11 protein-coding genes are annotated in these 12904 nt (G+C 44.8%); 10 read left to right on the top strand and 1 reads right to left on the bottom strand.

Features of this window, described 5'->3' with window-relative positions; translation table 11 throughout:
* Positions 1–92: 92 nt before the first annotated feature.
* Genes AC1U9Z_RS07230 through AC1U9Z_RS07220 form a run of 3 tightly spaced genes read left to right on the top strand, consistent with a single transcriptional unit; the run spans position 93 to position 3156 of the window.
* Positions 93–1073 carry an acyl-CoA dehydratase activase-related protein gene (locus AC1U9Z_RS07230; protein ID WP_479956632.1) on the top strand — a complete coding sequence of 327 codons (981 nt, stop codon included), beginning with the start codon at positions 93–95 and terminating at the stop codon, positions 1071–1073.
* Positions 1070–2170 carry a CoA protein activase gene (locus tag AC1U9Z_RS07225; protein WP_479956630.1) on the top strand — a complete coding sequence of 367 codons (1101 nt, stop codon included), beginning with the start codon at positions 1070–1072 and terminating at the stop codon, positions 2168–2170. The genes AC1U9Z_RS07230 and AC1U9Z_RS07225 overlap by 4 nt, the downstream gene beginning before the upstream one ends.
* Entirely contained in the window at positions 2170–3156 is a 987-nt protein-coding gene (locus tag AC1U9Z_RS07220; RefSeq protein ID WP_479956629.1) for an acyl-CoA dehydratase activase, read from the top strand. The genes AC1U9Z_RS07225 and AC1U9Z_RS07220 overlap by 1 nt, the downstream gene beginning before the upstream one ends.
* Before the next feature lie 62 nt (positions 3157–3218).
* On the opposite strand, the gene AC1U9Z_RS07215 is transcribed toward AC1U9Z_RS07220, so the two are convergent.
* Positions 3219–3716 (bottom strand): DUF2935 domain-containing protein, encoded by a 498-nt coding sequence (locus AC1U9Z_RS07215; protein ID WP_333529733.1) that lies wholly within the window; start codon positions 3714–3716, stop codon positions 3219–3221.
* A gap of 132 nt (positions 3717–3848) precedes the next feature.
* On the opposite strand from AC1U9Z_RS07215, the gene AC1U9Z_RS07210 reads away from it, so the two are divergent.
* The 7 genes from AC1U9Z_RS07210 (at position 3849) to trpS (ending at position 12902) form a co-directional block, all read left to right on the top strand.
* Positions 3849–6002, top strand: coding sequence for a Tex family protein (locus AC1U9Z_RS07210; RefSeq protein ID WP_479956626.1), 2154 nt, complete (start codon positions 3849–3851; stop codon positions 6000–6002).
* Between the two features lie 120 nt (positions 6003–6122).
* Positions 6123–6395, top strand: coding sequence for a hypothetical protein (locus tag AC1U9Z_RS07205; RefSeq protein ID WP_333529735.1), 273 nt, complete (start codon positions 6123–6125; stop codon positions 6393–6395).
* A 135-nt stretch (positions 6396–6530) separates the two neighbouring features.
* Positions 6531–6698, top strand: coding sequence for a spore protein P (locus tag AC1U9Z_RS07200; RefSeq protein ID WP_333529736.1), 168 nt, complete (start codon positions 6531–6533; stop codon positions 6696–6698).
* Positions 6699–6953: 255 nt separating this feature from the next.
* Positions 6954–8297 carry a diaminopimelate decarboxylase gene (gene lysA, locus AC1U9Z_RS07195; protein WP_333529737.1) on the top strand — a complete coding sequence of 448 codons (1344 nt, stop codon included), beginning with the start codon at positions 6954–6956 and terminating at the stop codon, positions 8295–8297.
* A gap of 257 nt (positions 8298–8554) precedes the next feature.
* The gene (locus tag AC1U9Z_RS07190; RefSeq protein WP_479956623.1) at positions 8555–11278 is read left to right on the top strand and encodes a CBS domain-containing protein; all 2724 of its coding nucleotides are present in this window, start codon (positions 8555–8557) and stop codon (positions 11276–11278) included.
* Positions 11271–11894 (top strand): site-2 protease family protein, encoded by a 624-nt coding sequence (locus tag AC1U9Z_RS07185; RefSeq protein ID WP_333529739.1) that lies wholly within the window; start codon positions 11271–11273, stop codon positions 11892–11894. Before AC1U9Z_RS07190 ends, AC1U9Z_RS07185 begins: the two co-directional genes overlap by 8 nt.
* 18 nt (positions 11895–11912) lie before the next feature.
* Entirely contained in the window at positions 11913–12902 is a 990-nt protein-coding gene (gene trpS, locus AC1U9Z_RS07180; protein WP_479956621.1) for a tryptophan--tRNA ligase, read from the top strand.
* Positions 12903–12904 lie beyond the last annotated feature (2 nt).

Here is a 12904-nt window from a genome sequence, read left to right as displayed (position 1 = left end):
ATATATTATAGCAAGTTTTATAAAGGAAAGCATAGCCAAGAGAAATTTTGCCAATAATATTAGATGGAGCTGTGCAGGAGGAGGATATATGAATGTCTGTTCGGGTAGGAATACCTAGGGCTTTGCTTTATTATTATTATTTCCCGTTATGGAAGGAATTCTTAGAACAACTCGGTGCGGAAGTTGTAGTTTCTGCCCCCACCACCAAAGGGATTCTTACCAGAGGGGTAGAGCAATGTGTGGATGAAGCATGCCTGCCAATAAAATTAGCCTTTGGACATGTGCAAAATCTAGCGGATAAGGGTGTAGATGTTATATTTTTACCCCGAATGGTAAGTGTGGCCCAGCGGGAATATATTTGCCCGAAGTTTTTGGGGTTTCCTGATATGGTTCGGCAAAATATTAAGAATTTGCCGGTGGTCATGGATACTTCCTTTAATTTAAGGAAGAAACAAAGCGATGTAACTGATTTTGTTCAGCGGGTAGGAGCCTATTTTGGCAAAGGCATATTTAAATCCCGTCTAGCCTTTGGTGTTGCCTTAAGGAAACAAAAACAATATCAAGACCTGTTAGAACAGGGCCTGCTTCCAGAGGAAGCCATGGCTATTTTAGAAGGAAAAGAACCAAAGTCAAAAAATATCAACACGGACCTAACCATTGCTGTGATTGGCCACCCCTATAATATTTATGACCCCTTTATCAGTATGAATTTGCTAAATCGATTAAATAAAATGGGGGTCAAGGTACTAACAGCGGATCATTTGACAGAACAGAAAATTGAACAAGGGGCGGCAAAGCTCCCCAAAAAACTATTTTGGACCCTTTCCAAAAAAATAACCGGAGGGGCTTTGCATTTTCATGAAAAATCCACAGTGGACGGAATTATTCATGTGGCTGCCTTTGCCTGTGGGCCAGATTCAATGACCGGGGAATTAATTGAAAGATTCATTAGACGGGAAGGAAGAATGCCCTTTTTAAATATTAATTTAGATGAACATACCGGCGAGGCAGGTATTATTACCAGGGTGGAAGCCTTCTTGGATATGGTGCGCTGGAGGAGGGCGGTGGGATGAAGGTAACTTTCCCGCATATGGGATATATGTATGTATCATTAAGGGGATTGTTAGAATTTTTAGGTATCGAAGTGATTGTACCTCCACCTTGCAGTAAAAGGACCCTCAACCTGGGAGTAAAACATTCCCCGGAATTTGCCTGTCTGCCAATGAAATTGAATGTGGGTAATTTTATTGAGGCCAGTGAACTGGGTGCCGACACGATTATGATGGCAGGTGGCTGTGGCCCTTGCCGTTTTGGTTATTATGCATATGTCGAAAATGAAATATTAAAGGACTTGCACGTAAATTTTGACTTAGTGGTAATGGAACCACCGGAGAAACATATCGGTGAATTGCTGGGGAGAATTAGAAAAATCACAGGCAACCAACCCTGGCTTAGGGTGATACAGGCCTTAAGGTTTGGTTATCTCAAGGCCAAAGCTGTGGATGAGATCGAGAAACTGTCCTATCAAAAACGTCCCAGAGAATTGGTCCATGGTACCACAGATAACGCTTTGCAACAAGCCATTCATGAAATAGATCGAGCTAAAACACCAAAGGATTTAATCCTGGCGCAGGCTAAAGCCAGGGAAATCATGGCGGCGGTAGGGATTGATAGGGAGCGTCCGGTTTTAAAGGTAGCCTTGATTGGTGAAATTTACACTCTCTTAGAACCCTTTGCCAACGTTAATATTGAACGTCATTTGGGATATTTAGGTGCTGAGATCGATCGATCGATGATGCTAAGTGAATGGATTAATGATCACTTGTTTATGGGATTAATTAGAAATGCACCCAGCTCCGCAAGGTTTAAGAAGGCAGCACCCCCCTATTTAAATCATTTTGTTGGTGGACACGGTGAGGAAACAGTAGGGTCTGCTGTCTGGTATGCCCAACAGGGTTTTGCCGGGGCTGTGCAAATTTTGCCCTTTACCTGTATGCCGGAAATTGTAGCCCAAAGCATTTTGCCAAAAGTAAGTGAGGAAAACGGCATACCGATTATGACACTGATAATGGATGAACATTCTGGTGAAGCCGGTATGATAACAAGGTTAGAGGCATTTATTGATCTGTTAAAGAAGAAAGAGGAATATAAGGAGGCATTAACATCCTAGTGAAAGGCTATCTGGGAATTGATGTTGGTTCTGTAAGTACGAATATAATTTTTATGGATGATCAGGACCATATTTTGCAAAGTTTATATCTGCGCACCAACGGCCAACCAGTGGCTACTGTTCAAGATGGCCTAAGGCAAATAAAAGAGAAACTCCCCGCCCATGCAGTGGTCAGAGGTGTTGGAACCACCGGCAGCGGTCGGCAGCTAACAGGCGTTGTAGTGGGATCAGACGCGGTTAAAAATGAAATTACGGCCCATGCTGTGGCTGCCTCCCAGCTGGTTTCAGGTGTCCAGACAATACTGGAGATTGGTGGGCAGGATAGTAAAATTATCATCCTCCGTAACGGAGTGGTGACGGATTTTGCTATGAATACGGTTTGTGCGGCAGGAACGGGCAGTTTTTTGGATCAACAGGCCAGCCGCCTAAATATTTCGATTGAAGAGTTTGGTGATATTTCCCTCCAGGGTAAAAATCCCGTACGTATTGCCGGTCGTTGTGCAGTTTTTGCTGAATCGGATATGATTCATAAACAACAAATGGGCTATAATCTTGATGATATTTTAGCTGGCCTCTGTGAGGCCCTGGTACGAAACTATTTAAACAATGTAGGAAAGGGTAAAGAAATACTGGGACCTGTGGTTTTCCAGGGTGGTGTTGCTGCCAATGCAGGTATGAAGAGAGCCTTTGAAAGTGCCTTGGGTCTGGAAGTACAGATACCGAAGTACTTTAATGTGATGGGGGCAGTGGGTGCAGCCCTGTTGGCGAAAGATGCAGTCTCTAAGGGAGTGCCCACCCGTTTTAAGGGCTTTGGCGTTGCCGAGATGGAGTATAAGGCTGGCAGTATTGAATGCAATGGTTGTCCAAATCTTTGTGAGGTTATTGAAATGACTGAACAGGGCCAAGTAATTGCCCGCTGGGGAGATCGTTGTGGCAAATGGTCCAATGCTTTAGCAACTGGGGAGGCTGCCGGACATCGCGCCTAAGGGTAGGAATAACGAATGAAATGCCCGTTGCAAAGCGGGCATTTCATTTTTTGCTTCCATCTTTATACATTTTCGTCCGGGGCAGGGGGAACGGAAAACATATTCGAATAGGGTGTGGGTCCCTGACAAAGCTGCTGCAGCAAGGTGGAAATTAACTGAAGCATGTAAACTTGCTCATTTTCAATATGATGTATTAACGTCTGAAATACTGGCTGGTTCGTACCAAAATTTTTCACTTGCTGCAAGATACCAATAAACTCTTGGTCATATTGTAAAAATTGCTGCATTAAGTGGGCAGTCTGTTGAGCCAGGGTAAAGTTGTGCATTGTGTTATGCCGATGCTGGGGAGCAGAAGCCAAAAGCTGCCGTGCCTGCTGATTAATATTGGCAAAGCATTGTCTCATACGTTCCAGACCGGCAACGATAGTAGGGGGTAAGGTAATATTGAGGCATTGGGCTACGTTTGTTATAAAAATAGGGTGTTGGCAACTGATTTCAGACCACAAGATTAATTCCCTAAGACCGCATTCTACGTTGCTAAGATAAGTGTAACAAAACATAAAATACCTCCTTTTGTAATTTGTTACAGTTTATGGAATAAGAATGGTTTATGTGCATGTAATTGGAGGAAGCAGGGGGTTCGATATAGAAAGATATATTTTTTAGAATAAATAAGATAGGGGAATTAACGAATGCATAAGGAAGTAAACCTGTATCGGCTGATTGCTCAGGAAATAGCAGTCAGGGAAAGCCAAGTAGAACAGACTGCTAAATTATTGGATGATGGCAATACCGTTCCATTTATTGCCCGTTATCGTAAGGAAATGACCGGTGAATTGGATGAAGTTCAAATTAGAAAGATATTGGAACGTCTAACTTCACTGAGAAACTTAGAAAAACGCAAGGAAGAGGTTATTCATTCCATAGAGGAGCAAGGTAAGCTTACAGATGAACTTAGGAAAAAGATAACCACGGCCGAGTCATTAACAGCAGTGGAGGATTTATATCAACCCTATCGGCCTAAACGAAAAACCCGGGCCAGTGTGGCCAGAGAAAAGGGGCTGGAACCTCTGGCCCTATGGTTAATGCAGGCCAAAAGTGGGGCCCAACCTCTGGAGGAGGCAGCAAACTACCTCAATCCGGAGGCTGGAGTGAACCATGCCGAGGAAGCCTTGCAGGGTGCTATGGATATCATTGCAGAAATTGTTTCGGATGATTCGGAGACCCGTGGTTGGTTACGGCAGTTTACCTCTCAACGCGGCCAATTGGTTACGGAAGTTAAGAAACAAGAGTTGGATGAACGTGGTGTTTACCGGATGTACTACGAGCATAGAGAACCAGTAAAGACCGCACCGCCCCATCGAATTCTGGCCATTAACCGGGGAGAAAAGGAAGATATTTTAAGGGTAAGAATCGATGTTGCCGAAGATGCTGTTTTGGAAAAGCTAAAAGGCCGTTGGCTGTTGCCTCAATCAGGAGCAGCAGAGGTCATGGAAGAGTCCATCAAGGACGGTTATAGAAGATTATTGGCACCGGCAGTGGAAAGAGATATCCGCAACCAACTTACGGAGGTGGCAGAGGAACAGGCCATTGCCGTATTCTCAAAAAATCTAAAGCAGCTTTTATTGCAACCCCCGGTCAAGGGTAAGGTTGTGTTAGGTTTAGACCCGGCCTATCGCACCGGCTGTAAATGGGCGGTGGTTGATCATACAGGCAAATTACTGGAAGTTGGGGTAATCTATCCTACGCCACCGCAAAAAAAGATCCAGGAGGCCAGGGCTGAAATAGACAGGCTGGTAGAGAAATATCAGGTGGATATTATTACCATAGGAAATGGAACGGCCTCGCGGGAAACGGAACAATTTGTGGCAGAACTGCTAAAGGAAAAAGGTTGGCAGAAGATACAATATATTATTGTCAATGAAGCAGGAGCCAGTGTTTATTCTGCCTCGGAGTTAGCCGCCAAGGAATTTCCCGGCCTGGATGTAGCCCAACGCAGTGCTGCCTCAATTGCCCGGAGACTGCAGGACCCTTTGGCTGAGCTGGTTAAAATTGAACCTCGGTCCATCGGGGTGGGCCAATACCAACATGATGTGGCTCCCAAGAGACTGGAAGAAAGTCTCAAGGGAGTCGTGGAATCAGCTGTCAACCTGGTGGGAATAGATTTAAACACAGCATCTACTTCCTTGCTTTCCTATGTATCGGGTATAAATTCAACGGTGGCCAAGAATATTGTCATTTACCGTGAAGAAAACGGTACGTTTATTGAAAGAACCCAGTTGAAAAAGGTACCCAGATTAGGACCCAAGGCCTTTGAACAATGTGTCGGCTTTCTTCGTATTCTTGATGGCAGCAATCCCCTTGATAAAACGGGTATTCACCCAGAATCATATGGCATCGTAAGGGGTTTGCTAAAGGAAATTGGTTGTTCGGAAAATGAAATTGGCAGTCCGGAAATAAAAGAAAAGTTAATCAACCAGGACCTAGAGAAGATGGCGGAAAAGCTGCAGACCGGAGTGCCTACCCTTAGGGACATCATTGATGGGTTGCTTCGCCCGGGGAGAGACCCCAGGGAGGATTTACCGGGCCCGCTTTTTCGGAGTGATATTTTAAAAATTGAAGACTTACAGGTCGGTATGGAGCTAAAGGGTACGGTGCGAAATGTTGTAGACTTTGGTGTTTTTGTAGACGTTGGATTAAAGAATGATGGATTGGTCCATCGCTCTGAATTGAGTGAGCGTCGTTTCCGCCATCCGCTTGATATTGTTTCGGTAGGGGATGTGGTCAATGTAAGAGTACTTTCGGTGGATTTGGAAAGGGGAAGGGTTTCCCTGTCGATGAAATAAATGCTTGGTTCATCCAATTTTTGTCTCTTAGGTCAAAAAGATATTTAAATATTAGCGAAAAAATTGTATAATATAATCATTAATATTACTATTCTTCAATAGAAGGGTAGGTTGTAAATCATGTTGGCTGACCGAAGAGAGTTATTATGGAGAATTGAGCGGGCCATGTTGTCCATGCGGGCCTTGGGTTATAATGCTGAACAAATCGAAAAAGTACTGTCCGATGCTTTTAATCATCAACCCCAGGGAAGCTATAAAGATGAAGAACTAATACCCTTGGTGGAAAAATTAGAGAAAAGGGTTCATCAGGCGAAAAGATGGATTCTTTATTTAAACAGCGGCAGTTGTGGTATTAGTCCAATTGACCAGTCTAAGTCTTCCTGCGATATTTAGAATTGCACGATAAAGTAAGGTATCGAATATTAACCAAGGTAAATAGGGCAATTGACTAATAATTACCAGTTGCCCGAACGATTTTTTTCTTATATAATTAATTGCCTAGCTAGTATATAGGGGAGGGGTGCTTTTATGTCTGATAACACCGTTCGTGATTACGTATTATCTTCCGAAGAACTTAGGGAAATTTGGGAGAAGTACGGGAAACCCGGTGAGGTTGCACCAGGTACCAAGGCTACCAAGAAGAGAAATACTAGAAGAAGCCAAAATAATGTGGAATCGGTGGATAAAACAAACTAGACTTTGAGGTTTCTTTCTGCTTATGCAGGAAGAAGCCTTTTCTTTTATTAAATAGCAAGTATACAGCATTATAAAGGTGTTTTCCTTGACGCTTATTTTTTGCCCATGATATAATTTTTGCAGTTAAAGAGGATGCTTGGACGGCCCTAAGATTATGGCCGTTTTTCTAACACTTTTAGGTTGCCAAAATAAGGAACAAACCTTTTTGTGGCAGTTTTGATCATAGATGGGTATTATATTTCAGGAGGGAAACAAATGAGATTGCAAGGAACTATGCGTATAAATAATAAGCAGCATTTGGAAATCGGTGGTTGTGATACATTGGATCTGGCAAAAGAATTTGGTACTCCTCTTTATGTTATTGATGAGGCAATGTTCAGGGAGAATTGCCGGGCCTACTACAAGGCATTTACGGAGGCTTACGGGGCCGCCGTTATTTACGCCAGTAAAACATTAAGCAACCTGGCCATTTGTACCATGGTTGAACAAGAAGGTTTGGGTTTAGATGTTGTATCCGGCGGGGAACTGTATACAGCTGCCAAAGCACGCTTTCCCATGGAAAGGGTATATTTCCATGGCAACAACAAATCCGCTGCTGAACTTCGTATGGCATTGGAGTGTAAGGTGAACCGGATCATGGTTGACAATAAGCAGGAGTTGGCATTGCTAAATGACATAGCCGGTGAGATGGGTGTTAAAGCATCAATTATTCTTCGATTAAGTCCCGGGGTCGAGGCCCACACCCACGAATATATTAAAACCGGCCAAATTGACTCAAAGTTTGGTCTGGCCATTGAAAATGGTATGGCCATGTCCAGTGTAAAACAATGTCGGGATTTACCAAACATTCAGCTTAAGGGGTTCCATTGCCATATTGGTTCACAAATTTTTGAATTAGAATCCTATGCCCATGCCGCCGATGTGATGATGACCTTTGTCAAGGATGTCTATTTAGAAACAGGGTTTGTAACGGAGGAACTTAATCTTGGCGGTGGTTTAGGCATCTATTACTTTGCCGGGGATCAGCCCTGTTCCATCACAGAATATGCAGGTATTATGATTGGTGCAGTAAGGGAAAAAGCCGCCGAATTTGGCCTTCCCGTACCCAAGGTGATGGTAGAACCCGGTCGATCCATTGCCGGCCCCACTGGTACCACCCTTTACACCATTGGAACAATAAAAGACATTCCCCAGATTCGTAAATATGTATCCGTGGATGGCGGTATGGCCGATAATCCTCGCCCAGCTTTATATCAGGCAAAGTATGAGGCCTGTGCAGCCAACCGCATGAATGAAGAGGCAGTGGAGAAGGTTTCTATTGCCGGAAAATGCTGTGAATCAGGGGATATGCTGATATGGGATATTAAGCTGCCGGAACTTCGTGCGGGTGATATATTAGCCGTTGCTGGTACCGGTGCCTACAATTACGCCATGTCGATGAATTACAATAGACTCCCCCGCCCGGCGATGGTTTTAGTGCATGAAGGGAAGGCGGATTTGATTATCAAAAGAGAGGATTACGCGGATTTACTCCGTAATGATATGCTGCCGGAAAGACTTTGCAGTTCTGTCATTAAGTTGGCCTCTTCTTCCAGGTAAGTTTTTTATAAAGATTTGCAGGTGCTAGTTATCCCCCTGGGCTATTGGCGTCGAGTTTAGGAGCGGAGGGGGATGACGAAGCACTCTTTCGCTGATGCAATATGCCCCGCACAGACCTTTTATATTTTTACCCGTGGTTAGTTATGTAGAAAATTGACTGAAATACAGCACCCAAGTCGGGTGCTTTTTTCTTTTAGTGGGGTGTGGTATAATTTAATGTATTTACAAAAAAATACACTTTTCTAGGGGGTGTAAGGGTGGAGATCATTACAACACATGTTAATACCGATCTTGATGGTTTGGCGGCTATGGTGGCAGCGCAAAAAATATATCCTGGGGCCGAACTTATTTTCCCTGGAAAATTATCTCGTAATGTGGAAGAGTTTTTGGCACTACATAAAGATACCCTCAAGAATGTTCGAAATATCAAAGACATTAATATTAATAAAGTAAAGCGTCTGATTATGGTAGATACCAAAAGTCCCGGCCGGGTATCCAAACTTAAGGAATTGTTTAACCGACCCGGAGTGGAGGTGCACATTTATGACCACCATCCAAGGGCGGAGGGAGACGTTTGTGGTAAAGTCGAAGTGGTTGAAACCGTAGGGGCTGCCACAACGCTATTAATTGAAAAAATACGCAACAAGGGACTGGAAATTACACCCTTAGAGGCAACGATCATGGCCTTGGGGATTTATGAAGATACGGGTTGCTTGGTTTTTACGAGTACCACTCCCAGAGATATCCGAGCAGCCGCCTTTCTATTGGAACAGGGAGCAAACCTAGCTGTGGTAGCTGATTTTTTAGGCCGTCCCTTAACGGAGGAACAAAAAGCCTTGCTTAAAGAGCTTTTAGTTACGGCAGAACACCATCTGATCAACGGTACCAAAGTTCTTATTGCTAAGGGCAATGTGGATGAGTTTGTGGGAGGACTCGCTCTCCTTACTCATAAATTGTCGGAGATCGAGCGCACCGATGCTGTGTTTGCCGTGGTGGAGATGGAGGATCGCGTTCATCTGGTGGGTCGCTGTGCTCTTAAGGAAGTAAATTGCAGGGATATTATGCTTGAATTTGGCGGCGGCGGACACCCGGCTGCTGCTTCTGCTACGATAAAGGGTCAAACCGTTGATGAAGTAGCAGGGAAGTTATTGGAATTAATTAAAGGAAAGATCCAACCTCCCCTTACGGTCGAAGATATTATGTCCAGCCCGGTTAAAATGGTGTTTCCTGAAACGACCATTGAGGAAGCTGGTAAAATTATGCTGCGTTATGGTCATACCGGCTTACCGGTGATCAAGGATGATAAGCTAGTGGGAGTTATTTCCAGGCGAGATGTAGAAAAGTCTACCCACCATGGGCTGGGTCATGCGCCGGTAAAAGGTTTTATGACGGTTAATGTAGTAACTGTAACCAAAGAGATTAATATTCATGCTGTGCAAGATTTAATGATCGCAAAGGATATCGGCAGACTTCCGGTTGTAGAAGGGAACATGGTCATCGGCATCGTTTCCCGCACCGATGTACTACGAACCCTTCATGAGGGTTTTAAGGGGCGGTATTCGACAACCTATAATGATAAAAAATCCAGCTCAGGGGCCAATATTAGGCCAGATATGCAGCGGGCACTGCCTAGGCGCATTATGAATATCCTGACAAGGGCTGGCGAGGTAGCCCAAGAATTAGACTATCAGGTATACGCTGTGGGCGGCCTGGTAAGGGATGTATTACTGAAGGTAGAAAACCTGGATGTTGATCTGGTGGTGGAAGGTAACGGTATTGAAATGGCCAACCATTTGGCCCAGGTTATTGGTGGTAGGGTGCGGCCCCATGAGAAATTTGGCACGGCTGAAATTATTTTCCCCGATGGTTTCTGGGTGGATGTGGTCACCGCAAGGGTGGAGTATTATGAATATCCCGCTGCCCTGCCCCAGGTGGAGCAGTCCTCTCTTAAGCATGATCTCTACCGCAGGGATTTTACCATTAACGCCATGGCAGTGGCCCTAAATCCAGGACGTTTTGGGGAGTTAGTGGATTATTTTAACGGCAGGGATGACTTGCAAATCGGCGCCATCCGGGTTCTCCATAATATTAGTTTTATTGAAGATCCCACCCGTATTCTGAGGGCCATCCGTTTTGAACAGCGTTATGATATGATTATCGAGCCCCAGACCCTGCGATTAATAGAGGAAGCTGTGCGGGAAAAGGTTATTTCCCGTCTATCCACCGAACGAATGTGGGGAGAATTGCGCCATATCTTAGAGGAAGCGGACCCCGAGCATATGCTGGATCGGATGTCTGAATTAGGAGTTTGGGATTATCTGTTCCCGGAGATTACCTTTTGGGAAATTCAATATGTGATTAGTGAAATTCCCCAGGCCTTGATGATTTTACGCAACTGGGGCTGGTCTGAGCCTGCGGAAAAATGGCTGCCGTATTTTCTGGCTATTTTACACTTAACCACCCAGGAAAAGGCCTATAATATATGTGAACGCTACAATTTGGGTCGCAGACAAACGGATAAAGTGCTGGATACCATTGCCTATGGCAGAGTAGCCCTAAGAAAACTATCGACCACGGAGGATGTACCGCTTTCTGATTTGACCAAAATTGTGCAAACCTTACCCAGGGAAGCATACCCATTGTTCCTGGCCCTGTTGGAAGACAAAAACGCCATTCGCCGCTTCCGTCTGGTTATGGAATCGGTGCATAAAAACAAACCGATGGTCAATGGCAAGGATATTCGGGAAATGGGCTATCAACCAGGTCCCATGTACCGACGGGCCTTGGATGCTGTTTGGCGTGCCAGGCTGGACGGTTTAATTGAAACAAGGGAAGATGAGCTGGCCTACGTAAAGTCCTATTTGGAGCAAAACAATGCACCCAAAATACAGCCTAAGCAGCCCAGGCCAGCCGTTCCGGCGGGTGGGCCAAACCAGGGGAATAAAGGAAAGAAAAAGAAGGGAACGAGGCCAATTGTTTAATTTTCCAACGATACAGGAATTATTATTAATGGCACCTCCCATTTTATTTGCCTTGACCTTGCATGAGTATGCCCACGCTTTCACTGCCTATCGTTTGGGTGATAAAACCGCTTACTACGAAGGCAGGTTAACGGCAAATCCCCTCAAGCACCTGGACCCATTGGGTACGCTGCTTTTGTTTTTAGCCGGTTTCGGTTGGGCCAAACCGGTACCAGTTAATCCCTTTCACTTTGATGACAGAAAAAAGGGCATGATGCTGGTGTCACTGGCTGGACCAATGACGAATCTATTGTTGGCTTTTTTGGGTGCCATCGTACTTGGCTTGCTAAAGCCCACAGGTGGTTTAAGCTTTATGCTGGGTTATTTTATTTATATAAACGTCTTGCTGGCTGTATTTAATTTGTTGCCGATACCGCCATTGGATGGTTCCAAAATATTAGCCGGCTTATTGCCGGGACCACAGCAGTGGCTCTATCAGTTGGAACGCTACGGCACGGCCATTTTATTGGTGCTGATATTCTTCGGATTCCTTAGCCCCATCCTGAGATTCTTTATTTACCCGATTGTGAACTTATTAAGCACACTGGCAAATTTAATTGCTGGATTACCACTATAAACTAAAGGAGAATGCATAATGGCTAGCAAAGGAGTAATTTTAAGTGAAATGAGACCTACAGGCCGGCTGCATCTAGGGCACCAGAGTGTGCTCAATAATTGGGTTCGCCTGCAGGAAGAATACAATTGCTATTTTGGTGTAGCGGATTGGCATGCCCTGACCACAGGCTGGGAGGAAGCCAAAGACATACGTGCCAATACCATTGAAATGGTAGCAGACTGGTTAGCAAATGGTTTAGATCCAGAAAAATGTGCTCTTTTCAGGCAGTCCGCTGTTCAGGAACATGCAGAACTGCATTTGCTTTTATCCATGGTTACCCCACTTTCCTGGTTGGAGAGGGTACCAACCTACAAAGATCAAATTCAAAAATTAGGTGAGTTGGGTAAGGACATTAATAGCTATGGCTTTTTGGGCTATCCTTTACTAATGGCTGCAGATATTTTGGTTTATAAAGCCAATGCAGTGCCGGTGGGTGAGGACCAAACACCCCATGTCGAGCTAACCAGAGAGGTGGCCAGACGTTTCAATCACCTGTTTAAGCCGGTCTTTCCCGAACCCCAGGCCATTATCAATAAAGATGTGGCAGTTTTGCCTGGTGTTGATGGTGCCAAAATGAGCAAAAGCTATCATAATTACATTTCCATGGGTGCCGGCACCGAGGAGATTAAAAAGCATGTCAACTTAATGGTCACCGATCCAGCCCGTATTCGTAAAACCGATCCGGGTAATCCGGATGTCTGTGTGGTTCACAAGTTCCATCGTATCTACAACTCCGGTATTCTGGAAGGGATCGAAACCGAGTGCCGGGCCGGCCAAATCGGTTGTGTGGCCTGTAAAAAACAACTAACCGGAGCCTTGGAAGAGAATTTAGGACCAATCCGGGAGCGACGGGAGCAAGTACTTGCGAAAAAAGGATATGTTGAAGAAATTTTACAAGCCGGCGAAGCAAAAGCCCGGCAGGCCACGGTAAAGACATTGGAAGAGGTTCGGGCAGCCATTTTTGGTTAGGA

The organism is Desulfotomaculum sp. (genome assembly GCF_982386235.1).
Note: the sequence above shows the minus strand (reverse complement) of the source record. Positions and strands in the feature narration are given on the sequence as shown.

Excerpts from the sequence above, each read along its gene's own strand:
- AC1U9Z_RS07230 (WP_479956632.1), top strand. The coding sequence starts at position 93 with ATGTCTGTTCGGGTAGGAATACCTAGGGCTTTGCTTTATTATTATTAT.
- AC1U9Z_RS07225 (WP_479956630.1), top strand. The coding sequence starts at position 1,070 with ATGAAGGTAACTTTCCCGCATATGGGATATATGTATGTATCATTAAGG.
- AC1U9Z_RS07215 (WP_333529733.1), bottom strand. The coding sequence starts at position 3,716 with ATGTTTTGTTACACTTATCTTAGCAACGTAGAATGCGGTCTTAGGGAA.
- AC1U9Z_RS07210 (WP_479956626.1), top strand. The coding sequence starts at position 3,849 with ATGCATAAGGAAGTAAACCTGTATCGGCTGATTGCTCAGGAAATAGCA.
- AC1U9Z_RS07205 (WP_333529735.1), top strand. The coding sequence starts at position 6,123 with ATGTTGGCTGACCGAAGAGAGTTATTATGGAGAATTGAGCGGGCCATG.
- AC1U9Z_RS07200 (WP_333529736.1), top strand. The coding sequence starts at position 6,531 with ATGTCTGATAACACCGTTCGTGATTACGTATTATCTTCCGAAGAACTT.
- lysA (WP_333529737.1), top strand. The coding sequence starts at position 6,954 with ATGAGATTGCAAGGAACTATGCGTATAAATAATAAGCAGCATTTGGAA.
- trpS (WP_479956621.1), top strand. The coding sequence starts at position 11,913 with ATGGCTAGCAAAGGAGTAATTTTAAGTGAAATGAGACCTACAGGCCGG.